We start from the raw sequence: 23,894 nt of genomic DNA, 5'->3' as shown, positions 1-23,894 counted from the left end.
TATCACCCAAGCGCGTCGATTTGTGCTGTACGTCTGTACAGTGGAAGGGACGCTAACCCCTTGATTTACCGTGAATCGACATAGAGTGTCGAATCACGTTTAAAGCCGTTGGTGCGTGAGGCCGGACTCGAACCGGCACACCCTTGCGGGCGTCAGGACCTAAACCTGGTGCGTCTACCAATTTCGCCACTCACGCGCATTTCCGTCGCCTGATCGCGCGGGACGCAAGATGCGTGCTCCACGCGCCCGGGACTTCACGCCGGCCCGAAAACCGGCACGCCCGATCAGGCGAGCGCGAGATTCTACCCGATCCGTGCGGCGTTGTCTCGCCCCGCCGGCGCCCATCGTGCCGCGGTGCTAGAATGCCGCGCTCGACGTTTCGGCAGCGCGCCGCCGCGCGTCCCCCGAACCTGCCCCACCCGATCTCGCCCGTGAACTTCGACGACTACTGTCAGCAAAAGGCCGCCCCCGCCGGCTCGAGCGTCTACTACGCGCTGCGCCAGGCGCCGCTCGCCACGCAGCCGCGCCTGACCGCGCTGTTCGCGCTGCGCCGCGAACTCGAGGAAACCGTCAAGGAAACCAGCGATCCGACCGTCGGACACACGAAGCTCGCGTGGTGGCACAAGGAACTCGCCGCACTGGCCGACGGGCAGCCGTCGCACCCGGTCACGAAGGCGCTCGCGCAGCATCATCCGGCGATCGCCGCCGAAGCCGACGCACTGCGCACGCTCGTCAACGGTTACGGGATGGACCTCGAACAGGCGCGCTACCTCGACTTCGCGAACCTGCAGCGCTATATCGCGCAGGTCGGCGGCACCTTCGCGTCGCTGGTCGCGCGCGCCAGCTCGGCGAACCCGGCCGACCCGCAGCCGTGGGCAGCGGACGTCGGCCGCGCGCTGATGCTCGCGCAATTCGTGCAGGAGCTCGGCAACGACGCGCGCCACGGCCGCATCTATCTGCCGATCGACGAACTGCAGCGCTACAACGTGACCGCGGCCGATCTGCTGAACCGCCGCTACAGTCCGGCCTTCACCGAATTGCTGCAATTCCAGACGACCCGCGCGCGCGACGCGCTCGCGGCGGCCGATGCGGCGATTCCCGCCACCGAACGCCGCGCGCAGCGCACACTGCGGGCACAAATCGCGCTGGCCGGCGCGCTGCTCGACGAAATCGCGCGCGACGGCTACCAGGTGCTGCACCAGCGCATCGCGCTCACGCCGATCCGCAAGCTGTGGATCGCGTGGCGCGCCGCGCGTCGCCGCTGAGCGGCCCGCATCACGCCTTCAGCAGCGGCAGCGTGTCGAAACGCTGCTGCAGCACGCGCGTCGCATCGAGCCCCCACCAGGACCCAAGCACGGTCGCGTAAAGCTGGCGAAAATCGACCGCGACCGGCAGGTTGCCGTTGCCGTCGAGCCGCCCGAGCGCCGGCGGCGCGCCGTACAGTCCGCCCGACACGCGGCCGCCCATCACGAAATGCGGCGCGGCCGTGCCGTGATCGGTGCCGTTGCTCTGGTTCTCGCGCACGCGCCGCCCGAATTCCGCATACGTCATCACGAGCGTCTCGTTCCAGCGCCCGAGTTCGATCAACGCCGCGCGCATCGCGCTCATCCCTTCCGCGAACTGCTTGAGCAGCGCGGCCTGCTGCCCCGGCTGGTTCTGGTGTGTGTCGAAACCGTTGAGCGTCAGGCGCAGCACCGCGACCCCATCCTGCGCGCCGGGCCCGGACGCTTCGCACGCGGCCAGCACCTGCATCGCGGTCTTGACCGACGTGCCGAACGCGCCAGCCGGAAAGGCCGTCCTGAATTCCCGCATCCCGCCGCGCGGGCGCAGCCGGTCGGCCGCCTTCACGATGTCGTTCTCGACGTCGATGATGTGCGCGAGCGCCGGGTTCTGCTCGCGCAGCGACGACGGCTCGGCGAGCCGGGCCGCGCGGATGAACTGCGCGGGATTGACGAGTGCGATCGCGCGCGCGCCGTTCGACAGCGGTCCCATCTCGGCGCTGCCGAGCACGACGCCGTCCGCGGCGAAACCGGGCGGCACGGGCGCCTGCGCGAACGTGCGCGTGAGCCAGCCTTCGTGCAGGTACTGATCCGAGCGCGATGCGGTGTCCCAGATCTCGATCGAACGGAAATGCGACAGGTTCGGCTGCGGATAGCCGACACCCTGCACGATCGCGACCTGTCCGTCGCGCCACAGCGGCATCAGCGGCGCGAGCGACGGGTGCAGCCCCGTCTGCGCGTCGAGCTGCAGCACCTGCTCGCGCTTGATGCCGATGCTGCGCCGAAACTGGTAGTACAGCGGGTCGGCATACGGCACCACCGTGTTGAGGCCGTCGTTGCCGCCCTTCAGCTCGACGAGGATCAGCACGTTCGCATACCCGGCCGCGGCCTTGCGCCCCGCCTGCGTCGCGGCGGCCGCCATCGCGGGCGCTTGCCACATCGACACACCGGCCGCCGCCGCGGCGCCCGTCAGCGTCAGAAAATCACGTCGGTTCATCGCACATCCTCTGGTTCGCCGCCCGGCGCGTTGGCCGCGGCGACTGTCCGCTTCGTCGTCGTTCGCATCATTTCAGTTGATAGGCCGGATCCATCAGCAGCGCCTCGAGATACGCGCTGCCGGTCGAATCCGTGTCGATCGCCGCGACCGGCGAGAGTTGCAGCACCGCGTGCTGCAACTGCAGTTCGGTCGACAATCCCGCGATCGCCTGCGGCCGCGCCCGATACTGGGCAAGCCAGCGCTCGAGGTCGAAACGCAGTCCGCCGCGCGCGGGCTTCGCGGGCGTGCCGCGCGGGCCGGCGCCGGACGCCGCGTCGGCCACCGGCATCGCATGCGCACGCGCGTTCGGCGGCGGCGCGATCGTACGAGCCGGCGGTCGCATCCCGGCCGTCTCGGTCGCGCGGAACAGCTGCTCGACGAACTGCTTGCGCGACAGCAGCGTGGTGCTGTTGATCCACAGCGCGCCGCCCGGCCAGCCCTTCACGTTCGGCGGATAGAACAGGTTCTGCCCGAGCGTGCGCACGGTGTCCGCGAGCATCTGCGGATCGCCGTACGCCACGTCGAACAGCCGCACCGACCCGACGACGAATTCCGCCGGCGACTTGACCAGCACGCCGCGGTTGCGCGGATCCCAGAACGCGTCGGTCGACCACAGCGCGGCGAGCGCCGCGCGAATGTCGTAGCCGCTCGCGCGAAACCGTTCGGCCACCGCATCGAGCGTGCCGGGCTCCGGCGTATCGGACACGAACTCGCGCCACAGCTTGCCGGCGATGAAGCGCGCGGTGCCCGGCCGCTTCAGCAGGATGTCGAGAAAGTCGTCGCCGTCGAACGGCCCGGTTTCGCCGAGGATGGTCTTGTCGCCGGCATCGTGCCATTCGGGCCGCACCACGAAGCGCAGCGTGTCGGGATCGACGGTCCAGCCCGTCATCGCGCGCGCGGCTTCGGTCACGTCGTATTGCGTGTAGTGCCCTTCGCCGAGCGTGAACAGCTCCATCACCTCGCGCGCGAAATTCTCGTTCGGCCGCCCCTTGCGATTGCTCGCGCCGTCGAGATACTGGAGCATCGCCGGGTCCTTCGCGACCGCATGCAGCAGCGTGCCGAAGTTGCCGAGCGCCTCGCGGCGAAACAGCGCGTTCTGCGCGGCCATCGTCTGCGGGTACGGCACCTTGTCCTGCCCCGACGTGAAATGCCCATGCCAGAACAGTGTCATGCGTTCGGTGAGCGGCGACGGCGTCGCGACCATCTCGTTGACCCAGGCCGCCCGCAACGCATCGTAGCGGCGATTGCGCTCGCGCTGCTCGTCGCGCCGCATGTCGGGCGTCAGCGCCTGACGCTGCGCGCGCGTGGGCGGCGGCTCGGCGAGCCAGTCGGGCCACGTCGTGACGGGTTCGTGTCGCGCGCTGCCGAGCGTGTCGGCCACGACCTGCGCGCGCGTCATGCCGACGATGCGCGCGACCTCGGCGGGCGCGGGAGAGAAACCGGTGCGACTCAGGAAAAACAGCGCGTCGTCGGCATCGAGCGGCGACTGCATGGCAGGCGACGGCGCCGGTGCGGCAGCGTTCGCTTTCATCGTCATGGACTCCCGGAACGCACCGGCGGTGCGGATGCCCGTACAACGGCATTCGGCAGCCGAAAGTTGACGGAAAAAGTGCTACGAATTCTTTCCGCGCGGAGATTTCCGCGCAAGGCGAACGACGGCACGCGTCAGCGCTTGTACAACTCGCGAACGGCGTCTTCGATGTGCTGGCGTAACAGGTGCCGCTCTTCGGGCGTCATGTGCCCGTCGCGGCGGCGCTGTTCGAGATCGGGAGGCACGGCGGAACGGACCGTCATATCGGCGGCGCGATCGGGCTGCGGCGCTTTGCCGCGCGGCAGCTTGCGCGACGATGCGCCCTGCTCGGGGCGCTGCGCATACGCGAAGTTCGACGCATACGGACCGGCAAGCGCGATCGTCAGCATCAGTGCAATCCGGGCAGATCGCATGACCGTCCTCGCTTCTTTGGTCGATTTGTTCCCTTCGTCACGCGGCAACCGGTTACCTCTGGTACTTGAAAAACCCTGCGGAATTCGGGTGTACAAAGATGAAAGATGGAGTGCAGGGGAGTATCTACCGAATTTCGGCTTCGAGTAAAGGAATCTCTATAGCCTGCCTTTACTCGGCGCGACACTACGGGTAAATTTTGTAACCGACTGTAACGCACGAAAATCCCCGGCCGTGCGTCAATTCCCATTCGCGATAAGATGCCGATCATGGAAACGAAAAACCCCTCCAAGATTCTCGTCGTCGACGACGACCCTCGCCTGCGCGATCTGCTGCGCCGCTATCTCGGCGAACAGGGTTTCAACGTCTACGTCGCGGAAAACGCGACCGCGATGAACAAGCTCTGGGTGCGCGAGCGTTTCGACCTGCTCGTGCTCGACCTGATGCTGCCCGGCGAGGACGGCCTGTCGATCTGCCGCCGGCTGCGCGGCAGCAACGACCGCACGCCGATCATCATGCTCACCGCGAAGGGCGAGGACGTCGATCGCATCGTCGGCCTCGAGATGGGCGCCGACGATTACCTGCCGAAGCCGTTCAACCCGCGCGAACTGGTCGCGCGCATTCACGCGGTGCTGCGCCGCCAGGCGCCGGCCGAACTGCCGGGCGCCCCGTCGGAAACCACCGAGGTGTTCGAGTTCGGCGAATTCTCGCTGAATCTCGCCACGCGCACGCTGACGAAATCCGGCCAGGAAATTCCGCTGACCACCGGCGAATTCTCGGTGCTGAAAGTGTTCGCGCGTCATCCGCGCCAGCCGCTGTCGCGTGAAAAGCTGATGGAGCTCGCCCGCGGCCGCGAATACGAAGTGTTCGACCGCAGCCTCGACGTGCAGATCTCGCGCCTGCGCAAGCTGATCGAACCCGATCCGGGCAGCCCGCGCTTCATCCAGACCGTCTGGGGCCTCGGCTACGTGTTCATCCCGGACGGCGCCGCCTGAGCTTTTTCCTTCCCGGCTTCGCCCCGTCCACGGCCCGTCCCATGCGTATCGACCGGCGCCTTTTGCAGCTCGCGTTCGGCGGGCTGTTCTGGCGCACCTTCCTGCTGATCGCGCTGCTGATCTCGGTCAGTCTCGCCGCGTGGTTCCAGAGCTTTCGCGTGATCGAGCGCGAGCCGCGTGCGCAGCGCGTCGCGCTGCAGCTCGTCGCGGTCGTGAAGCTCACGCGCACCGCCCTGCTCTATTCCGATCCCGACTTGCGGCGCGCGCTGCTGCAGGATCTCGAGAGCAACGAGGGCGTGCGCGTGTACCCGCGCGAGAAAACCGACAAGTTCAAGCTGCAGCCCGACGAATCGCTGAATCGCCTGATCGAACACGACATCCGCAGCCGTCTCGGCGACGATACCGTGATCGCGCAGTCGGTCAACGACATTCCCGGCGTGTGGATCAGCTTCAAGATCGACGACGACGACTACTGGGTCGCGCTCGACCGCGACCAGCTCGACAACGTCACGGGCCTGCAGTGGGCCGGCTGGGGGCTGTTCGCGCTCGCGCTGTCGCTGTTCGGCTCCGCGTTCATCACGAGCCTCGTGAACCGGCCGTTCTCGCGGCTCGCGCTCGCCGCGCGCCAGGTCGGTTCGGGCCAGGCGCCCGAGCCGCTGCCCGAGCGCGGGATGGGCGTCGCGGCCGAAACCAACCGCAGCTTCAACCAGATGGTGCGCGACCTCGAACAACTCGAGGCCGATCGCGCGCTGATGCTCGCGGGCATCTCGCACGACCTGCGCACGCCGCTCGCGCGGCTGCGGCTCGAAACCGAGATGAGCCCGTCCGACCAGGCGACCAAGGACGCGATGGTCGACGACATCGAACAGATGGACCGCATCATCGCGGCCTTCATCGACTACGCGCGCCCGTCGCAGCGCAAGCCTGAGCCGGTCGACCTGTCGTCGATCGCGCACGAAGTCGCCGCGCGCGTGTCGGGCGAGGACGGCGTCGAGATCCGCACGCGGCTCGCGCCGAGCGCGATCATCGAAGCCGACGAAACCGACATGCGCCGCGTGATCGGCAATCTCGTCGAGAATGCGCGCAAATACGGCCAGAGCAAGCAGGACGGCATCTCGCGCATCACGCTCGAGACGCGCGTGTCGCATGCGCGCGTCGAGCTGTCGGTGAGCGACGAAGGCCCCGGCATCCCCGAGGATCAACTGCCGCTCGTGATGCGGCCGTTCTACCGCGTCGACACCGCGCGCACCAAGGCGGACGGCACGGGCCTCGGGATGGCGATCGTGCTGCGGCTCGTCGGCCGCTACCGCGGCGCGCTGCGCCTGCGCAACCGCCACCCGGACGCCGGCCTCGAAGTCACGCTCGAATTCCCCGGTGCCGGCAAGGCGCGTGCGACCGCGTGACGCGTTCGCGCACGCATCTTGCGCGTCACACTATCGACGCGGTTGACAAAAGCTATGAGAGTCGTTAGTCAAAATCTATTGAAGCGACTTGCCAATAGTGTTATAGTTTTACCCATGCTGTCACATCATCGTTGCAGCACCGAGGTAGCTTGACTCAGTCTTCTTCCCAACTCACACAGGAGTATCCGCATGAAAACCGTGGGCGATAAACTCGAAGCTTTCACCGTCGTAGCCGCGAAGCCGGGCTTCAATAATCACGAGGAAAACGGCCAGTCGGCGTTCGAGACCGTCACCGAAGCGTCGTTCCCGGGCAAGTGGAAGATCATCTACTTCTATCCGAAGGATTTCACGTTCGTGTGCCCGACGGAAATCGTCGAATTCGCGAAGCTCACGAAGCAGTTCGAAGAGCGCGACGCCGTCCTGCTCGGCGGCAGCTCGGACAACGAATTCGTCAAGCTCGCATGGCGCCGTGAACACAAGGATCTCGACAAGCTGAACCACTACTCGTTCGGCGACGTCAAGGGCGAACTGATCGACCAGCTCGGCGTGCGCGACAAGGAAGCCGGCGTGGCCCTGCGTGCAACGTTCATCGTCGATCCGGACAACACGATCCAGCACGTTTCGGTGAACAACCTGAACGTCGGCCGTAGCCCGGAAGAAGTCCTGCGCATTCTGGACGGCCTGCAAACGGACGAACTCTGCCCGTGCAACCGCGCAGTCGGCGGCGCCACGCTGTAAGCGTAGCAATGCACGAAGCCCGCGGCGCACGTCCTGCCTGCGGGCTTTTTTAACGGCCAACCCATAGGAGATATCAATGGAATTCATCGACTCGATTAAGGCACGTATCCCCGACTACGCGAAGGACATTCGCCTGAACCTCGACGGCACGATCTCGCGCTCGTCGCTCGAAGGCACCGACGCGGTCGGCGTGGCGCTGGCGGCGGCCATCGCGGCGAAGAGCACGGTGCTCGTGAAGACGATCCGCGAAGCCGGCGTGCTGTCGCCCGAAGAGACGAACGCCGTGCTGACGGCGGCCGCGCTGATGGGGATGAACAACACCTGGTATCCGTATGTCGAGATGGCCGACGACGCCGACCTGAAGACGCAGCGCGCCGAACTGCGGATGGGCGCGTATGCGACGCACGGCGGCGTCGACAAGCGCAAGTTCGAGATGTACGCGCTCGCCGCGTCGATCGTCGGCAAGTGCCACTTCTGCGTGAAGTCGCACTATGCGCTGCTGAAGAACGAGCAAGGGATGACCGTCACGCAACTGCGCGACGTCGGCCGCATCGCGTCGGTGATCAACGCCGCCGCGCAGGTGATCGCCGCCGAAGGCGAATAAGCGATCCGGCCGCGCGGCCGTGAGCCGCGCCTGCTGCAAACGAAAATGCCACGCATTCGCGTGGCATTTTTCATTTCGGCGGCACGGCGCCCGGCGCGCGGCGCGAACCGCACACCGCGACGGCCCGTCAGCCGCCCTGCTTGACCAGCAGCGCGGCGGCCTGCGCCTCGATCCCCTCGCCGCGACCGAGATAGCCGAGCTTCTCGTTGGTCTTCGCCTTCACGTTCACGCGCTCGAGCGGCAGCCCGAGATCCGCCGCGATGTTCGCACGCATCCCGTCGATATGCGGCGCGAGCTTCGGCGCCTGCGCGATCACGGTGCTGTCGACGTTCTGGATCGTGAAGCCGGCCGCCTTCACGCGCTCGGCGCACGCGCGCAGCAGCACGCGGCTGTCCGCGCCCTTGAACGCCGCGTCCGTGTCGGAGAAATGGCGGCCGATGTCGCCGAGCGCCGCCGCGCCGAACAGCGCGTCGGTGATCGCATGCAGCAGCACGTCCGCGTCCGAGTGGCCGAGCAGGCCGCGCTCGTACGGAATCGTCACGCCGCCGATGATGAGGGGGCGCCCTTCGACGAGCTGGTGCACGTCATAGCCTTGTCCGATTCTGAAATCCATGCGTAATCCGGTTTGAGATGGGGGGAAAGTCAGGAAGCGTTCGCGGGGCGCGCGAGGATCGCCTCCGCGAGCGCGAAATCTTCCGGGTACGTGACCTTGAAGTTGCGCAGGCTGCCCTGCACGACGCGCGGCGTGTGGCCGGCCCATTCGATCGCGCTCGCTTCGTCGGTCAGGTCGTGCCCTTCGCGCTGCGCCTGCAGGATCGCTTCGCGCAGCATGCCGATGCGGAACATCTGGGGGGTCTGCGCCTGCCACAGGGCGTCGCGCGACTCCGTGCGCGCGATCGCGTCACCGCCGGCCGGCACCCGCTTGAGCGTGTCGGCCACCGGCAGCGCGACGATCCCGCCGACCGGGTCGTCCTTAAGCGTCGCGACGAGCGTGCGGATCAGCTCGGGCGTGATGCCCGGGCGCGCGGCGTCGTGCACCAGCACCCAGTCGTGGTCGGTCGCGCCGAATTCGGCCAGTTCCAGCAGCCCGTTGAGCACCGACGCCTGCCGCGAGCCGCCGCCGCAGCGGCGCACCGCGAAGCGCAGGCCCGCGAAGCGGCGTGCATCGAAATGGGAGTCGTCGGGCGCGAGCACGACCAGCGTCTGCGCGAACTCGCTGCACGCGTCGAACGCGGCAAGCGTGTAGTGCAGCAGCGCGCGGCCGGCCAGCGTGCGGTATTGCTTCGGCACGGCCGAACCGGAACGGCTGCCCGTGCCGGCGCAGGGAATCAGGGCAAAAAGTCGGGGAGTCACGAAAGGAAACGCCGGAAAGGTGAAATCGAGAAGCGGATTTTATAATAGGTCTTTCGTCTCGACCGGCGCACCGCGCTGCGCCCGTGCACGCCACCCCTGTCGTCCCTATGCCAGATAACGCTTCCATCCCGTCCGCTTCACCCGTTGCCCGCGTCAAGCCCGGCCAGCGTTTCGCCTTCGACGGCGCGCACGGCTCCGCCGACGCGCTCGCCATCGCCCGTTATCTCGCCGACAACCGCCAGGACGTGCCGCTCCTCGCGGTGATCTGCGCGAACGCGGTCGACGCGCAGCGGCTGTCGCAGGAAATCCGCTACTTCTCGCCCGACGCGCGCGTGCGCCTGCTGCCCGACTGGGAAACGCTGCCGTACGACACGTTCTCGCCGCACCAGGACCTCGTGTCCGAGCGGCTGGCCACGCTGCACGACCTCGGCGAGGGCCGCTGCGACATCCTGCTCGTGCCCGCCACCACCGCGCTGTACCGGATGCCGCCCGCGTCGTTCATGGCCGCGTACACGTTCGCGTTCGCGCAGGGCGAGCGGCTCGACGAGGCAAAGCTGAAAGCGCAGCTCACGCTGGCCGGCTACGAGCACGTGAGCCAGGTCGTGCGCCCCGGCGAATACTGCGTGCGCGGCTCGCTGATCGACCTGTACCCGATGGGCTCGCCGCTGCCGTACCGGATCGACCTGTTCGACGACCAGGTCGATTCGATCCGCGCGTTCGATCCCGACACGCAGCGCAGCCTCTACCCGGTGCGCGACGTGCGCCTGCTGCCCGGCCGCGAGTTCCCGTTCGACGAAGCCGCGCGCACGGCCTTCCGCAGCCGCTGGCGCGAAACCTTCGAAGGCGACCCGAGCCGCGCGCCGATCTACAAGGACATCGGCAACGGCGTGCCGTCGGCCGGCATCGAGTATTACCTGCCGCTGTTCTTCGACGAGACGGCCACGCTGTTCCACTACCTGCCTCAGGACGCGCACCTCGTGTTCACCGGCGACCTCGAAGCGTCGATCCGCCGCTTCACGGCCGATACGAAGCAACGTCACGCGTTCCTCGCGCACGATCGCGAGCGACCGATCCTCGAACCGCAGCGACTGTTCCTGTCCGACGAGGATTTCTTCGCGTTCGCGAAGCCGTTCGCGCGCGTCGTGCTGCCCGCGCAGCCGGCCGGCGGCTGGGCGACCGCCCTGCCCGAGCTCACCGTCGACCGCCATGCGGACGATCCGCTCGCGTCGCTGCGCACGTTCGTCGAATCGTCGGGCAAGCGCGTGCTGCTGACGGTCGAATCGGCCGGCCGTCGGGAAACGATCCTGCAACTGCTCGCCGAACATCACCTGCGGCCGTCGTCGAACGACGATTTCGCGAGCTGGCTGGCGAGCGATGCGCGCTTCGCGCTCGGCGTCGCGCCGCTCGCGAACGGCTTCGCGGTGCCGGGCGAAGGCTATGCGATCGTCACCGAAACCGAGCTGTACGGCGCGCTCGGCCGCCGCGCGGGCCGCCGCCGGCAGGAACAGGCGAGCAACGTCGACGCGATGGTGCGCGACCTGTCCGAGCTGAAGGTCGGCGACCCGGTCGTCCACGCGCAGCACGGCATCGGCCGCTACATGGGCCTCGTGTCGATGGATCTCGGCGAAGGCGAGACCGAATTCCTGCATCTCGAATACTCGGGCGACAGCAAGCTCTACGTGCCCGTCGCGCAACTGCACGTGATCTCGCGCTACAGCGGCGCCGATCCCGACAGCGCGCCGCTGCACGCGCTCGGCTCCGGCCAGTGGGAGCGCGCGAAGCGCAAGGCCGCGCAGCAGATCCGCGACACGGCCGCCGAGCTGCTGAACCTGTACGCGCGCCGCGCGGCCCGTGAAGGCCACGCGTTCTCGCTCGACCCGCGCGACTACGTGAAATTCGCGGAAAGCTTCGGCTTCGAGGAAACGCCCGACCAGGCCGCGGCGATCGCGGCCGTGATCGGCGACATGACGAGCGGCAAGCCGATGGACCGCCTCGTGTGCGGCGACGTCGGCTTCGGCAAGACCGAGGTCGCGCTGCGCGCGGCGTTCATCGCGGTGCTGGGCGGCAAGCAGGTCGCGCTGCTGTCGCCGACCACGCTGCTCGCCGAGCAGCACACGCAGACCTTCGCGGACCGCTTCGCGGACTGGCCGGTGCGCATCGTCGAGCTGTCGCGCTTCAAGACCGCGAAGGAAGTGAACGCGGCGATCGCTCAGATCAACGAAGGCAGCGTCGACATCGTGATCGGTACGCACAAGCTACTGTCGTCGGACGTGCAGTTCAAGCGTCTCGGCCTCGTGATCATCGACGAGGAACACCGCTTCGGCGTGCGCCAGAAGGAAGCGCTGAAGGCGCTGCGCGCGGAAGTCGACGTGCTGACGCTCACCGCGACGCCGATCCCGCGTACGCTCGGGATGGCGCTCGAAGGGCTGCGCGATTTCTCGGTGATCGCGACCGCGCCGCAGAAGCGGCTCGCGATCAAGACCTTCGTGCGCCGCGAGGAAGAAAGCGTGATCCGCGAGGCGATGCTGCGCGAACTGAAGCGCGGCGGCCAGGTGTACTTCCTGCACAACGAAGTCGAGACGATCGAGAACCGCAAGGCGATGCTCGAGGCGCTCGTGCCCGAGGCGCGCATCGTGATCGCGCACGGCCAGATGCACGAGCGCGAACTCGAACGCGTGATGCGCGATTTCGTCGCGCAACGCGCGAACGTGCTGCTGTGCACGACCATCATCGAGACCGGCATCGACGTGCCGAGCGCGAACACGATCATCATGCACCGCGCGGACAAGTTCGGCCTCGCGCAGCTGCACCAGTTGCGCGGCCGGGTCGGCCGCTCGCACCACCAGGCCTACGCGTACCTGCTGGTGCACGATCCGCAGTCGCTGACCAAGCAGGCGCAGCGCCGGCTGGAAGCGATCCAGCAGATGGAGGAACTCGGCTCGGGCTTCTATCTCGCGATGCACGACCTGGAGATCCGCGGCACCGGCGAAGTGCTCGGCGACAAGCAGTCGGGCGAAATCCACGAGATCGGCTTCCAGCTCTATACGGACATGCTGAACGACGCGGTGAAGGCGCTGAAGAACGGCAAGGAGCCCGACCTCACCGCCCCGCTCGCCGCGACGACCGAAATCAACCTGCATGCGCCCGCGATCCTGCCGGCCGATTACTGCGCGGACGTGCAGGAGCGGCTGTCGCTGTACAAGCGGCTCGCGAACTGCGAGCACGGCGACGCGATCGACGGCATCCAGGAAGAGCTGATCGACCGTTTCGGCAAGCTGCCGCCGCAGGCGCACGCGCTCGTCGAGACGCACCGGCTGCGGATCGCCGCGAAGCCGCTCGGCATCGTGAAGATCGACGCGAGCGAGGTCGCGATCGGGCTGCAGTTCGAGCCGAATCCGCCGATCGACCCGATGCGGATCATCGAGATGGTGCAGAAGCATCGCCACATCAAGCTCGCGGGCCAGGACAAGCTGCGCATCGAGACGCGCTCGCCCGATCTCGCGATCCGCGTGTCGACGATCAAGGAAACGCTGCGCGCGCTCGGCCCGAAACAGGGGGCGGCCGTCGCGGCCCGCTGACGCAATCCTGACGGGCGCGACGTTGCTGCACCGCATCGCGCCCGACGAAGGCGGGCAGGCGCGTTTTTGAGTATGATTTCCCATTCATCAGACGGAGTTTTGCCATGTCCACTCTCGACGCGACGGCGCCGTCCGCCGCAACCGAAGGCGATGCATCGCTCGTCAGCCTGCCCTGGGTCAAGCAACTCGTGTCGATGGACACGACGAGCCGCGTGCCGAACCTCGGCCTGATCGAAACGGTACGCGACGCGCTCGCCGCGAAGGGCATCGCGTCGACGATCACGCACGATCCGCGTGAAGGCTGGGCGAACCTGTTTGCCACCGTGCCCGCGCACGACGGTTCGACGAACGGCGGCATCGTGCTGTCGGGCCACACCGACGTCGTGCCGGTCGACGGCCAGCAATGGGACAGCAACCCGTTCGCGCCGGAAATCCGCGACGGCCGCCTGTACGGCCGCGGCACCTGCGACATGAAGGGCTTCATCGGCGCGGCGCTCGCGCTGCTGCCCGAGATGCAGGCGACGAAGCTCGCGAAGCCGATCCATTTCGCGCTGTCCTACGACGAGGAAATCGGCTGCGCGGGCGCGCCGCTGATGATCGCCGATCTCGTGAAGCGCGGCGTGCAGCCGTCCGGCTGCATCGTCGGCGAGCCGACCAGCATGCGGCCGATCATCGCGCACAAGGGCATCAACGCGTACCGCTGCTGCGTGCGCGGCCACGCCGCACATTCGTCGCTGACGCCGAAGGGGCTCAACGCGATCGAGTATGCGGCGCGCCTGATCTGCCACATCCGCGACATCGCTGAGCGCTTCCGTGCCGAAGGCCCGTTCGACGAACTGTACGACGTGCCGTTCACCACCGCGCAGACGAGCACGATCCAGGGCGGCAACGCGATCAACACGGTGCCGGCCGAGTGCCGCTTCGACTTCGAATTCCGCAACCTGCCGACGCTCGATCCCGAGCAGATCTTCACGCGCATCGAAGCGTATGCGCAGGAAACGCTGCTGCCGCAGATGCTGCGCGAACATCCGAACGCCGCGATCGAATTCTCGAAGATCGCCGCGGCGCCCGGCCTCGACGCGACCGAGCAAGCCGCGATCACGCAGCTCGTGCGCGCGCTGACGGCCGACCAGGACAAGCGCAAGGTCGCGTACGGCACCGAGGCCGGGCTGTTCGCCCGCGCGGGCATTCCGAGCGTCGTGTGCGGGCCCGGCAACATCGAGCAGGCGCACAAGCCGAACGAATATGTCGAGCTCGCGCAGCTCGCCGGCTGCGAGCAGTTCCTGCGCAAGTTCATTCGCAGCATGTCGGTCGACCCGCACTGACTGCCTCCCGCCACGCCGGCCCGCGTGTGCGGGTCGGCCCACTCCGCCACCCGCCACGTCATGTCGACTGAACAACAGGGCACTGCCCATACGACGATCGACGGCGAGCCGATTCCGACGCTCGACGAAATCGCCGCGCAGCATTTCGCGCTGTCACCCTGGGTCGCGCGCACGCCCGTGTTCGAGCGCGCCGATCTGCCCTCCCTCGAAGGCACGCACGTCAACTTCAAGTTCGAGCTGTTGCAGGCGAGCGGCAGCTTCAAGGCGCGCGGCGCGTTCACGCACCTGCTCGCGCTCGACGAAGACCGCAAGAACGCGGGCGTCACCTGCGTATCGGCCGGCAATCATGCGGCAGCCGTCGCGTATGCGGCGATGCGGCTCGGCAGCAGCGCGAAGGTCGTGATGTTCCATACCGCGAGCCCGACGCGCATCGCGCAGTGCAAGCAGTACCGCGCGGAAGTCGTGCTGGCAGGCAGCGCGTCGCAGGCGTTCGATCTCGTGCGGCGCATCGAGGCCGAGGAAGGCCGCTTCTTCATTCATCCGTTCAACGGCTATCACACGATCCTCGGCACCGCGACGCTCGGCTACGAATGGGCGACGCAGACGCCGGACCTCGACGCGGTGATCGTGCCGATCGGCGGCGGCGGGCTCGCGGCCGGCATGGCGACCGCGCTGCGGCTCGCGAATCCGCGTGTGCACGTGTACGGCGTCGAGCCGGAAGGCGCCGACGCGATGAGCCGCAGCTTCGCGGCCAATCACACGATCAAGATGAGCGCGATGCAGACGATCGCCGATTCGCTGATGGCGCCGCATACCGAGGAATACAGCTACCAGCTGTGCCGGCGCCACCTCGACCGCATCGTCACCGTCTCCGACGACGCGCTGCGCGCCGCGATGCTGTTCCTCTTCTCGCACCTGAAACTGTCGGTCGAGCCGGCCTGCGCGGCCGCGCTCGCCGCGCTGCTCGGCCCGCTGCGCGAAACGCTGCAGGGCAAGCGCGTCGGCGTGCTGCTGTCGGGCACGAATACCGACCCCGCCACGCTCGGCATGCATCTCGCGCACGCGCAACTGCAGCACTGATCGCGCAGTGCGCCTGCGCCGGCCATCCTAGGGTTATCCCCAGATTATGTTGACAGCCCTGTTGATAACCCGCCGGACCCGCACGCAAGTGGTTGAGCGCGCAGCGTTTTGCACGCGCGAAGGTCGATCGTCACGAAATGGGCAGATGCGGCGGCTGGCCGCATGCGCGGCGGCGCTCGCGCTGCTCGCCGGTTGCGCGGCAGCGCCCTCGTCCATCTCGGGCGCGCAACCGGCATCCTGCACGCAACCGGGCGAAAGCCGCATGCTGCAGGCCGACCTGCTGTTCGGGCGCGACATCGCCGGGCGCGGCCCCGTCACCGATGCCGAACGCGCGGCATTCCTCGCCGATACGGTCACGCCGCGCTTTCCCGACGGCCTTACCTACTGGGACACGCACGGCCAGTGGCGCGACCGCTCGACCGGTGGCGTCACGCGCGAAGACAGCTTCGTGATCCGTATCATCGCCGACGATACGCCGGACACGCGCGCACAGCTCGCCGCGATCCGCCAAGCGTACGTCCAGCGATTTCACCAGCAATCGGTCGGTATGACCGTGATGCCGGCCTGCGCGTCGTTCTGATTCGACGTCTTTCGCTGCCGGTCGCGCACAAAAGAACGGGCGCCCGAAGGCGCCCGTCGCATGGCTGAAGCACAGCGTACCGCTTACTTGCTCTCGAACATGTCCATGATCTGCTGCTTCTCCTGCGGCGTGACGGGCGGCGGCGCCAGCCCGGCCGCGCCGGCCGAACCGAGGGCGTCGTTCGCGCTGATCGCGTTTTCCGCCGGGTTGATGTCGACGTTCGCGATGAAGCCGTTGCCCGGCGTGCGATCGGCGTAGTACAGCTCGCCGTCGATCGTCGTCAGGCCGTCCGGCATCGGCATCTGCTGCTCGGGCACGCCGTTCAGCGCGGTGCGCATGTAGTTCACCCAGATCGGCAGCGCGAGCTGCGCGCCGAATTCACGGCTGCCCAGGCTCTTCGGCTGGTCGAAGCCCATCCACGCGACCGCGACGAGCGACTGCTGGTAGCCGGCGAACCAGCCGTCCTTCGCATCGTTCGTCGTACCCGTCTTGCCCTGCAGGTCGTTGCGGCCCAGCGCGTTGGTGCCCGCGCCCGTGCCGGCCGTCGCGACCGAATGCAGCAGGCTGTTCATCACGTACGCGTTGCGGCCTTCGATCGTGCGCGGCGCCGTACCGCCCGCGACCACCGGCTGCGACTTCTGCAGCGGCTGGCCGCGTGCGTCGTCGACTTCGGCGATCAGGTACGGATCGACCTTGTAGCCGCCGTTCGCGAACACCGCGTAGCCGGTCGCGAGCTGCAGCGGCGTCACGAGGCCCGCGCCGAGCGCCATCGGCAGGTACGGCGGCGTCTTCGCCGGATCGAAACCGAAGCGCTGCGTCACGTACTGCTGCGCGTACTGCGTGCCGATCGACGCGAGGATCCGGATCGACACCAGGTTCTTCGAACGCTGCAGGCCGGTGCGCATCGTCATCGGGCCGTCCGGCTCGTCGTCGTCCTTCGGCTCCCACGCGGTGCCGCCCGGCACGCTCGGCGGGAAGTACAGCGGCGCGTCGTTGATCATCGTCGCCGGCCCGAGCCCCTTGTCGAGCGACGCCGAGTAGATGAACGGCTTGAACGACGAGCCCGGCTGCCGCCACGCCTGCGTCACGTGGTTGAACTTGCTCTTGTTGAAGTCGAAGCCGCCGACGAGCGAGCGGATCGCACCGTCCTGCGGCGCGATCGCGACGAGCGCGCCTTCGACCTGCGGCAGCTGCACCACCTGCCATCCCGTCTTGCCGTCCTTCAGCACGCGCACGACCGAGCCCGGCTTGATACGCAGCGCGTTGTTCGCACGGGCGCCCAGCGCGGCCGACACGAAACGCAGCCCGGCCGGGCCGATCGTCGTGGTCGCGCCGCCGACGAACTGCACCTCGACCGCGTTCGGCGATGCCGACAGCACGACCGCCGATTGCAGGTCGCCGTTGTCCGGGTGATCGGCGAGCGCATCGTCGATCGCCTCGTCGCGTTCGTCGCCGGCCGCGGGCAGGTTGATCGACGCTTCGGGGCCGCGATAGCCGTGACGGCGCTCGTAGTCGAGAATGCCGCGACGCACGGCCTGATACGCGGCTTCCTGGTCGGCCGAGTTGATCGTCGTCGTGACGGTCAGCCCGCGCGTGTAGGTTTCGTCCTTGTACTGCTGGTACATCATCTGCCGCACCATCTCGGCGACGTACTCGCCGTGCACCGCGTACTGGTTGCCCGGCGTGCGCACGTGGATCTCTTCCTTGATCGCCTCGTCGTACTGCGGCTGCGTGATGTAGCCGATGTCGAGCATGCGCTTCAGGATGTATTCCTGACGCACCTTCGCACGCTTCGGATTCACGACCGGGTTGTACGCGGACGGCGCCTTCGGCAGCCCCGCGAGCATCGCCGCTTCCGCGAGCGTGATGTCCTTCAGGTCCTTGCCGAAATACACGCGCGCCGCGGCCGCGAAGCCGTACGAACGCTGGCCGAGATAGATCTGGTTCATGTACAGCTCGAGGATCTGGTCCTTCGTCAGGGCCTTCTCGATCTTGTACGCGAGCAGCATTTCGTAGATCTTGCGCGTGTAGGTCTTCTCGCTCGACAGGAAGAAGTTGCGCGCCACCTGCATCGTGATCGTGCTCGCGCCCTGGCGCGCGCCGCCGTGCATCAGGTCGGCCACGCCCGCGCGCAGGATGCCGAGGAAATCGACGCCGCCGTGTTCGTAGAAGCGGTAGTCCTCGATCGCGAGCACGGCCTTCTTCATCACGTCGGGAATGTCCTGGAAGCGCACGAGGCTGCGGCGCTCCTCGCCGAACTCGCCGATCAGCACGTGATCGGCGGTAAACACACGCAGCGGCACCTTCGGCTGATAGTTGGTCAGCGCATCGAGCGACGGCAGTTGCGGCGCCATCACGACCAGCGCGTAGCCGACGATCAGCGCGCCGACGACCGCGAGCGTCGCGAACAGGCCGACGAACCACAGCGCGACGCGCGAACCGAACGTGCGCCGGCGCCCTCCGCCGCCGCTGCGCTGCTGCGCGCGGCGGCCGTCGTCGCGATCGTCGTCATCGGGGTAATAGGCTCCGGACGGCGAACGGCGCAGCGTGTAGTGGGGCTCGTTCCTGTCGGAAGAAGAAGGCGGTCGTTTGATAATTGGCATGTCGGAATGGCGGGCGTACGTGGCGCCCTCGGACGCATGCGGAAATGCAAGCGGATGAATCTGAGTGGGTGCATCGAGATGCGGCTGTCACGTCGACAGACCCCGTCGCGCGGCGATCCGTTCCCGCGACGTGACAGCGCATTTTAATGAAATCGACCGGGCGCCTTCGCGATTTTTTGTAAAAATTCCCCCAATGCCGTGATTTGCGGAACGTATTGTCGGCATCCTCGGCCTATGATGGACACGCGATACGGCACGCACGGGCGAATTTCTTTCAGTCGCGAAAGGTTTGCCGTCCTGATGCGCGAGCCGCTTGAACTCGCGCGTTTAAGCCGTATTTAAGTGAACCGGTGGTGTAATATCCGCCGGCTCACGCGGGCCGGAACCGGCTCGCGACGGGCATTGCCGCGGTCACGCGGCGCCTTTCAACCACGGAGGATTTCATGTCGCTTTTCGACTCTATTTCGCGCACGATCAAAGGCCTGCTGAACGATGCGGCCGATTCGGTACAGGATCCGTCGCGCGACGCACGGCAGATCGTGCGGGAGCTCGACGACAGCATCGGCCGTGCCGAGAATTCGCTGATCGAAATCGAGGCACAGGTCGCGACCCAGCGCAGCAAGCGCGATGCGGCCGACGACAAGGTCAGGAAGTACGAGGACGGCGCGAAGCGCGCGCTGCAGGGCGGAGACGAAGCGCTCGCGCGCGAGGCGCTCGCGGCCCAGTCGAACGCGGAAGCCGAGCGCGACGCGCTCGCGGCCGAGCTGACGACGCTCGAGCCGTCGGTCGAGAAGCTGAAGGGGCAGATCGCCGACATGCGCCAGCGCCGCAACGATCTGAACGCACGCTCGAACATCCTGCAGGCGAAACAGGAAATCGCGCAGGCGAAGGACGTCGCAGCCAGCGCGCTGGGCGGCATCGGCGGCAAGAACCTGTCCGAGGATTTTCAGAAGCTCGAGGACAAGGTCGCGCTGCAGAACGCGCGCTCGGACGCACGCCTCAATTCGGCCGACACGTCGAGCGGCAAGGCGCTCGACGACAAGCTCGCCGCGCTGAACAAGGGCCCGTCGGTGGAAGATCGCCTCGCCGCACTGAAGAAGCAGCTCGATACGCCCGCGCAGTAACCCGCCGCGGGCCACCGCGCCGCGCCCCGGCCCGGGCGCGCGGCGCGAACCGATCGTCAGGAGACGGGCGCGTGCGCCCGGTTCGACCATGAAGAAATCTCTCGCCGCACTCGGCCTCTCGCTGATGTTGCTGTCGTCCGCCGCGTTTGCGGTCCCGTCGCTGCAGCAGGTCGAGCAATCGATCGCGCAGCGCAACTGGCAGCAAGCCGACACGCAGCTGTCGCAAGTCATCGACGCCCATCCGAACAACGCGCACGCGCGCTACCTGTATGCGCAGGTGCTGGACCGCGAAGGCCGCGCGTCCGACGCGCTCGCGCAACTGCAGCGCGCCAAATCGCTCGATCCGCAACTGAAGTTCACCGACGCGTCGCGCTTCGCGCAAACGGAGTCGCGCATTCGCGCCGACGCCGCGCGCGTGAGCGGCAATCCGCCGTCGGCCACGCAGGCCGGCACGCTGCAGCCGGGGCTCGCCCCCGCCGTCGCGCCGGCCGAAAAACACGGCCCGTCGACCGGCATGTGGATCGGCCTCGGGCTGATCGTCGCCGTGATCGCGCTGGTGCTGCGCTGGACACTGCGGCGCGCGCGCACGGCCGACAACGGCCGCGCCGACGACGAGCGCCGCACGCAGCTCAAGCGTGCGACCGACGTGCTGAACGACATCCGGCCGCTCAAGCTCGATGCGAAGCTGTCGACGGCGCCCGGCGCCGCGGCGCTGACCGGCGAACTCGAAGCGATCGAGAGCGACGCGCGCACGCTCGTCGAGACGCTGTCGAACGGCAAGAATCCGGTGCCGCCGTATCGCGTCGACGAGCTCGAACAGCGCCACGCGAGCGTGAAGGCGCGCGTCGAAGGCCGCCCCGACCCGGCCGCGCAGCCCGCGGCGCCGGTGAACGGCAGCGGCTCCGTGTACGCGCAGGAAGCCGATCGCATGACCGGTGCGCAAGGCCAGCCGTATCAGCAACAGCCCTACCCGCCGCAACAGCCCTATCCGCAACAGCAGCCGCCCGTCGTGATCCAGCAAGGCGGCGGTTTCGGCGGCGGCATGGGCGGGCTCCTGACCGGCGTGCTGCTCGGCGAAGCGATGTCGGGCGGCCGCGAACGCGTAGTCGAACGCGACGTGATCGTCGACGGCGATCACCGCCGACAGGAAGCCGACCCGGGCTTCGACCTCGGCCGCGGCGACGATTCGAACTGGAGCGACGGCAGCGGCGGCGGCGGGATGGACCTCGGCAGCAACGACGACGGCTGGACCGACGACAACACCTGAGCGAGTACCCGCGCACCGGGCGCCGACCTGCCTGTCGACGCCCGGCCTCCCCCGCCACGCCCGCCTGCATGACCGGCCGCGCCCGACGCGCGGATTTGTCAATCATTTCAAGATGGACTACCGGCAATGGGGCACGTTCGCTATCATGCGGCCATCGGCGTGCCACCGACCTCATTCGACGCAAAGCAATCCTGCGCGTCGCGGCACGCCTCCCTCGCCCCAACCAGGAGAAAGCCGCTCATGAGCATCATCAAGGAATTCAAGGAGTTCGCCGTCAAGGGCAACGTGATGGATCTCGCCGTCGGCGTGATCATCGGCGGCGCGTTCTCGAAGATCGTCGACTCGGTCGTGAAAGACCTCATCATGCCGGTCATCGGTGTGCTGACCGGCGGTCTGGATTTCTCGAACAAGTTCGTTCTGCTCGGCACCATCCCCCCGTCGTTCAAGGGTAATCCCGATTCGTTCAAGGACCTGCAGGCCGCGGGCGTCGCCGCATTCGGCTACGGCTCGTTCATCACGGTGGCGATCAATTTCGTGATCCTTGCGTTCATCATTTTCCTGATGGTGAAATTCATCAACAAGCTGCGCAAGCCGGAAGAAGCCGCGCCGGCTGCGACGCCGGAAGACGTCGTGCTGCTGCGCGAGATCCGCGATTCGCTCAAGCAGCGCTGAGCGCCTCACGCGCCGCCCGCCAGGCCCGCCCCGTGCGGGCCTTTTTATTGCGCGCGCGATGCACCGCCGCATGCGGCGTATCTCACTTTTTTGTGACGAGCGAATGCACGCGCGGGGAAAGCAGGTCTATGATGGAGACTAAACGACAGTACGGGCGCCAAGACGCTGGCTGTGTCGATCATGGCGAGCAGGTCGACGGGAGACATTGATCGTCGTACTGCACGAATGCAGCATTTTCGTGTGCTATAAAGGATCGACATGCGGCGTACATAGCCGGGAGTGGGTCGCATGAAAGTGCCGCATTTCTTGCAATTGTTTTTGAGGCGAGTGTTTATGTCCTTCCCGAAAAAACGTCGGCGTGCGCCGCAGGATGGCCAGGAGTCGTTCCTCGCGGTCTTGCGCCACTCGAAACCGTTTGCCCAGCTCGACACCAAGATTGCCCGCGCCCGCGCGCAGGACGAACCCGTCCTCTATGCGCACGTGCTGCCCGGCCTCGACGTGCTCCTGTGCAGCGTGCGCGGCGCGCAGCCGCCGTATCCGGCCATCGCCGAGCTGCGCAAGCGCTGCATCGAATCGATCGCCAACGCGCTCGAGCAGCCGCTCGACGGCCTCGAGAACGGCGGATACTGGTACGAAGCGAACGGCTTCGGCTTCCTCGTCTTCGCCAGCCGTGCGCGTGCGCGCATCCTGCCCGAGTTTGGTGCAGGCACGAAGGCGAGCCTGCGTGGCGGCCTCGGCCGCCAGAACGCGGGCGACACGACACCCCGCTCGCTCGGCTGATCCGCCAGTCATTCGATGGGCCGCCTCCGCGCGGCCCATCTGCCATTCACATGCCCCGCTTGCCCGTCACGACACCTGCTGACGGCCGTTGTTCGGCCGCACGATGTCGATGAACGCGGCGAAATCGGCGCCGGCGAGCCCCTGCGCGGCGCCCAGCCTCAGCACCTGCTGCACGGTGGCCGACACGGGCATCACCGCGCCCGTGTCGCGCGCGGCGTCGGCAATGGCATCGACATCCTTCTGAAATGTACTCAGCGCGCCGATCGGTGGATGGCCGCCCGACGTCATGCGCGGCACGAACGTCTGCAGCAGCACCGAATCGGCCCAGCCGCCGGCCAGCGCCTCGGCCAGGCGCGCGGCGTCGATGCCGCTCGCCTGCGCGAGACCGACCGCCTCGGCAATCGCGGTGACCGTCGCGGTGACGATCGCCTGGTTGCACAGCTTCGCCGTCTGGCCCGCGCCCGCGTCGCCCATGTGCGTGATGCGCGACGCATACGTGTCGATCAGCGAGCGCACCGCGTCGAGATCGGCCGCGCGGCCGCCGGCCATCACCGCGAGCGTGCCGGCCTGCGCGCCCGGCACGCCGCCGGACACCGGCGCGTCGACCCAGCCGACGCCGAGCGCGGCCGCGCGCGCCGCGTAGTCGCGCGTGGCGGCGGGCGGAATGCTCGAATGATCGACGATGCGCTGCAGGCGGCGCGTGCTCGCGTCCCCGGAAAGCAGCCCGTGCTCACCGAACACGACGTCGCCGACCGCACGACCGTCGAGCACGCACACGAACACCGTATCGACGCGCTCGGCCAGCTCGCGCGGCGTGCCGACCACCTGCGCGCCGTCCTTCACCAGCGCCTCGGCCTTGTCGCGTGAGCGATTCCATACGCTGACGCGATGCCCGGCCGCCAGCAAATGCCGAATCATCGGCGCGCCCATCAATCCCGGTCCGCAAAATCCGACTTCCACGATGTTCCTCGTCTCCGATATGGGTTGCACTTGCCGCCCATCATACCTATCACTCAAGAAGCCGGGCACGCACGGCGCCGTAGCGGAATCGTAGTGGGACCGCGGCTTGCACCGGCAATACAGACCGATATCCCAGGGAGGCATCATGAGCGACCACGTGTACAAGTTGATCGAACTGACCGGTTCGTCGCGGCAATCGAGCGACGACGCGATTCGCAACGCGATCTCGAAAGCCGGCAAGACGCTGCACAACCTGCACTGGTTCCAGGTGACCGAAACGCGCGGCCACATCGAAGGCGATCAGGTCGTGCACTGGCAGGTCACGCTGAAGGTCGGCATGCGCATCGACGACTGA

General features: G+C 67.4%; 21 protein-coding genes and 1 tRNA gene. 14 read left to right on the top strand and 8 right to left on the bottom strand.

What is annotated here, in order from left to right:
• Positions 1 to 109 precede the first annotated feature (109 nt).
• Positions 110 to 196, bottom strand: a tRNA-Leu gene (locus tag H3O04_RS19665).
• A gap of 235 nt (positions 197 to 431) precedes the next feature.
• On the opposite strand from H3O04_RS19665, the gene hpnD reads away from it, so the two are divergent.
• A complete protein-coding gene (gene hpnD, locus H3O04_RS19660) occupies positions 432 to 1,265 on the top strand; it encodes a presqualene diphosphate synthase HpnD (protein ID WP_027810329.1) in 834 nt (277 codons plus the stop codon).
• A 10-nt stretch (positions 1,266 to 1,275) separates the two neighbouring features.
• Here hpnD and H3O04_RS19655 read toward each other — a convergent pair whose 3' ends face one another.
• From H3O04_RS19655 to H3O04_RS19645, 3 genes are all read right to left on the bottom strand, one after another.
• Positions 1,276 to 2,496 (bottom strand): DUF1501 domain-containing protein, encoded by a 1,221-nt coding sequence (locus H3O04_RS19655; RefSeq protein WP_011549600.1) that lies wholly within the window; start codon positions 2,494 to 2,496, stop codon positions 1,276 to 1,278.
• Positions 2,497 to 2,563: 67 nt separating this feature from the next.
• Positions 2,564 to 4,066: a DUF1800 domain-containing protein gene (locus H3O04_RS19650; protein ID WP_011549599.1), complete on the bottom strand. Its 1,503-nt coding sequence runs from the start codon at positions 4,064 to 4,066 to the stop codon at positions 2,564 to 2,566.
• Between the two features lie 134 nt (positions 4,067 to 4,200).
• Complete coding sequence (locus tag H3O04_RS19645) at positions 4,201 to 4,479, bottom strand: hypothetical protein (RefSeq protein WP_006478566.1); 279 nt, start codon at positions 4,477 to 4,479, stop codon at positions 4,201 to 4,203.
• A gap of 258 nt (positions 4,480 to 4,737) precedes the next feature.
• Here H3O04_RS19645 and ompR point away from each other — a divergent pair, with 258 nt between their 5' ends.
• The 4 genes from ompR to H3O04_RS19625 all read left to right on the top strand — a co-directional run bounded on the left by ompR (position 4,738) and on the right by H3O04_RS19625 (position 8,217).
• Positions 4,738 to 5,472 carry an osmolarity response regulator transcription factor OmpR gene (gene ompR / locus H3O04_RS19640; protein WP_006478565.1) on the top strand — a complete coding sequence of 245 codons (735 nt, stop codon included), beginning with the start codon at positions 4,738 to 4,740 and terminating at the stop codon, positions 5,470 to 5,472.
• 41 nt (positions 5,473 to 5,513) lie between these two features.
• Positions 5,514 to 6,875 (top strand): ATP-binding protein, encoded by a 1,362-nt coding sequence (locus tag H3O04_RS19635; protein WP_011549598.1) that lies wholly within the window; start codon positions 5,514 to 5,516, stop codon positions 6,873 to 6,875.
• A 189-nt stretch (positions 6,876 to 7,064) separates the two neighbouring features.
• Entirely contained in the window at positions 7,065 to 7,613 is a 549-nt protein-coding gene (locus H3O04_RS19630) for a peroxiredoxin (RefSeq protein ID WP_006478563.1), read from the top strand.
• Between the two features lie 76 nt (positions 7,614 to 7,689).
• Positions 7,690 to 8,217 carry a carboxymuconolactone decarboxylase family protein gene (locus H3O04_RS19625; protein ID WP_006478562.1) on the top strand — a complete coding sequence of 176 codons (528 nt, stop codon included), beginning with the start codon at positions 7,690 to 7,692 and terminating at the stop codon, positions 8,215 to 8,217.
• A 127-nt stretch (positions 8,218 to 8,344) separates the two neighbouring features.
• Here the strand turns inward: H3O04_RS19625 and ispF are convergent, their stop codons facing one another.
• Both ispF and ispD read right to left on the bottom strand, forming a co-directional pair.
• Positions 8,345 to 8,830 carry a 2-C-methyl-D-erythritol 2,4-cyclodiphosphate synthase gene (gene ispF, locus H3O04_RS19620; protein WP_006488015.1) on the bottom strand — a complete coding sequence of 162 codons (486 nt, stop codon included), beginning with the start codon at positions 8,828 to 8,830 and terminating at the stop codon, positions 8,345 to 8,347.
• Between the two features lie 29 nt (positions 8,831 to 8,859).
• On the bottom strand, positions 8,860 to 9,570 hold the full coding sequence (ispD, locus tag H3O04_RS19615) for a 2-C-methyl-D-erythritol 4-phosphate cytidylyltransferase (RefSeq protein ID WP_006478560.1): 711 nt from the start codon (positions 9,568 to 9,570) through the stop codon (positions 8,860 to 8,862).
• Between the two features lie 107 nt (positions 9,571 to 9,677).
• On the opposite strand from ispD, the gene mfd reads away from it, so the two are divergent.
• The 4 genes from mfd (at position 9,678) to H3O04_RS19595 (ending at position 16,133) form a co-directional block, all read left to right on the top strand.
• The gene (mfd, locus tag H3O04_RS19610) at positions 9,678 to 13,148 is read left to right on the top strand and encodes a transcription-repair coupling factor (RefSeq protein WP_175768523.1); all 3,471 of its coding nucleotides are present in this window, start codon (positions 9,678 to 9,680) and stop codon (positions 13,146 to 13,148) included.
• A 104-nt stretch (positions 13,149 to 13,252) separates the two neighbouring features.
• Positions 13,253 to 14,473, top strand: a complete 1,221-nt coding sequence (gene argE / locus H3O04_RS19605; RefSeq protein ID WP_011549594.1) for an acetylornithine deacetylase — start codon at positions 13,253 to 13,255, stop codon at positions 14,471 to 14,473.
• 60 nt (positions 14,474 to 14,533) lie between these two features.
• Positions 14,534 to 15,553 (top strand): threonine/serine dehydratase, encoded by a 1,020-nt coding sequence (locus tag H3O04_RS19600; RefSeq protein WP_011549593.1) that lies wholly within the window; start codon positions 14,534 to 14,536, stop codon positions 15,551 to 15,553.
• A 145-nt stretch (positions 15,554 to 15,698) separates the two neighbouring features.
• Positions 15,699 to 16,133 carry a DUF3574 domain-containing protein gene (locus H3O04_RS19595; RefSeq protein ID WP_202588293.1) on the top strand — a complete coding sequence of 145 codons (435 nt, stop codon included), beginning with the start codon at positions 15,699 to 15,701 and terminating at the stop codon, positions 16,131 to 16,133.
• A gap of 83 nt (positions 16,134 to 16,216) precedes the next feature.
• Here the strand turns inward: H3O04_RS19595 and H3O04_RS19590 are convergent, their stop codons facing one another.
• Positions 16,217 to 18,736 carry a penicillin-binding protein 1A gene (locus H3O04_RS19590; RefSeq protein ID WP_202588292.1) on the bottom strand — a complete coding sequence of 840 codons (2,520 nt, stop codon included), beginning with the start codon at positions 18,734 to 18,736 and terminating at the stop codon, positions 16,217 to 16,219.
• Positions 18,737 to 19,179: 443 nt separating this feature from the next.
• On the opposite strand from H3O04_RS19590, the gene H3O04_RS19585 reads away from it, so the two are divergent.
• From H3O04_RS19585 to H3O04_RS19570, 4 genes are all read left to right on the top strand, one after another.
• Complete coding sequence (locus H3O04_RS19585; RefSeq protein WP_006478555.1) at positions 19,180 to 19,860, top strand: PspA/IM30 family protein; 681 nt, start codon at positions 19,180 to 19,182, stop codon at positions 19,858 to 19,860.
• Positions 19,861 to 19,948: 88 nt separating this feature from the next.
• On the top strand, positions 19,949 to 21,127 hold the full coding sequence (locus H3O04_RS19580; protein WP_202588291.1) for a tetratricopeptide repeat protein: 1,179 nt from the start codon (positions 19,949 to 19,951) through the stop codon (positions 21,125 to 21,127).
• A gap of 240 nt (positions 21,128 to 21,367) precedes the next feature.
• Entirely contained in the window at positions 21,368 to 21,799 is a 432-nt protein-coding gene (mscL, locus tag H3O04_RS19575) for a large conductance mechanosensitive channel protein MscL (RefSeq protein ID WP_006478553.1), read from the top strand.
• 333 nt (positions 21,800 to 22,132) lie between these two features.
• On the top strand, positions 22,133 to 22,579 hold the full coding sequence (locus H3O04_RS19570) for a hypothetical protein (RefSeq protein ID WP_006488003.1): 447 nt from the start codon (positions 22,133 to 22,135) through the stop codon (positions 22,577 to 22,579).
• A gap of 66 nt (positions 22,580 to 22,645) precedes the next feature.
• Here the strand turns inward: H3O04_RS19570 and H3O04_RS19565 are convergent, their stop codons facing one another.
• Positions 22,646 to 23,539, bottom strand: coding sequence for an NAD(P)-dependent oxidoreductase (locus tag H3O04_RS19565; protein ID WP_202588290.1), 894 nt, complete (start codon positions 23,537 to 23,539; stop codon positions 22,646 to 22,648).
• 145 nt (positions 23,540 to 23,684) lie between these two features.
• Between H3O04_RS19565 and H3O04_RS19560 the strand changes: the two genes are divergently transcribed.
• On the top strand, positions 23,685 to 23,894 hold the full coding sequence (locus H3O04_RS19560) for a dodecin (RefSeq protein WP_006478551.1): 210 nt from the start codon (positions 23,685 to 23,687) through the stop codon (positions 23,892 to 23,894).

This window comes from Burkholderia sp. KCJ3K979, from assembly GCF_016759955.1.
GTDB lineage: Bacteria > Pseudomonadota > Gammaproteobacteria > Burkholderiales > Burkholderiaceae > Burkholderia > Burkholderia orbicola.
The sequence above is the reverse complement of the archived record's forward strand: the minus strand, read 5'-3'. Positions and strand labels throughout refer to the sequence as shown.

Coding starts and splice junctions, on each gene's coding strand:
- H3O04_RS19655 (WP_011549600.1), bottom strand. CDS start 2,496: ATGAACCGACGTGATTTTCTGACGCTGACGGGCGCCGCGGCGGCGGCC.
- H3O04_RS19650 (WP_011549599.1), bottom strand. CDS start 4,066: ATGAAAGCGAACGCTGCCGCACCGGCGCCGTCGCCTGCCATGCAGTCG.
- H3O04_RS19645 (WP_006478566.1), bottom strand. CDS start 4,479: ATGCGATCTGCCCGGATTGCACTGATGCTGACGATCGCGCTTGCCGGT.
- ompR (WP_006478565.1), top strand. CDS start 4,738: ATGCCGATCATGGAAACGAAAAACCCCTCCAAGATTCTCGTCGTCGAC.
- H3O04_RS19635 (WP_011549598.1), top strand. CDS start 5,514: ATGCGTATCGACCGGCGCCTTTTGCAGCTCGCGTTCGGCGGGCTGTTC.
- H3O04_RS19630 (WP_006478563.1), top strand. CDS start 7,065: ATGAAAACCGTGGGCGATAAACTCGAAGCTTTCACCGTCGTAGCCGCG.
- H3O04_RS19625 (WP_006478562.1), top strand. CDS start 7,690: ATGGAATTCATCGACTCGATTAAGGCACGTATCCCCGACTACGCGAAG.
- ispF (WP_006488015.1), bottom strand. CDS start 8,830: ATGGATTTCAGAATCGGACAAGGCTATGACGTGCACCAGCTCGTCGAA.
- mfd (WP_175768523.1), top strand. CDS start 9,678: ATGCCAGATAACGCTTCCATCCCGTCCGCTTCACCCGTTGCCCGCGTC.
- argE (WP_011549594.1), top strand. CDS start 13,253: ATGTCCACTCTCGACGCGACGGCGCCGTCCGCCGCAACCGAAGGCGAT.
- H3O04_RS19600 (WP_011549593.1), top strand. CDS start 14,534: ATGTCGACTGAACAACAGGGCACTGCCCATACGACGATCGACGGCGAG.
- H3O04_RS19595 (WP_202588293.1), top strand. CDS start 15,699: ATGCGGCGGCTGGCCGCATGCGCGGCGGCGCTCGCGCTGCTCGCCGGT.
- H3O04_RS19590 (WP_202588292.1), bottom strand. CDS start 18,736: ATGCCAATTATCAAACGACCGCCTTCTTCTTCCGACAGGAACGAGCCC.
- H3O04_RS19585 (WP_006478555.1), top strand. CDS start 19,180: ATGTCGCTTTTCGACTCTATTTCGCGCACGATCAAAGGCCTGCTGAAC.
- H3O04_RS19580 (WP_202588291.1), top strand. CDS start 19,949: ATGAAGAAATCTCTCGCCGCACTCGGCCTCTCGCTGATGTTGCTGTCG.
- mscL (WP_006478553.1), top strand. CDS start 21,368: ATGAGCATCATCAAGGAATTCAAGGAGTTCGCCGTCAAGGGCAACGTG.
- H3O04_RS19570 (WP_006488003.1), top strand. CDS start 22,133: ATGTCCTTCCCGAAAAAACGTCGGCGTGCGCCGCAGGATGGCCAGGAG.
- H3O04_RS19560 (WP_006478551.1), top strand. CDS start 23,685: ATGAGCGACCACGTGTACAAGTTGATCGAACTGACCGGTTCGTCGCGG.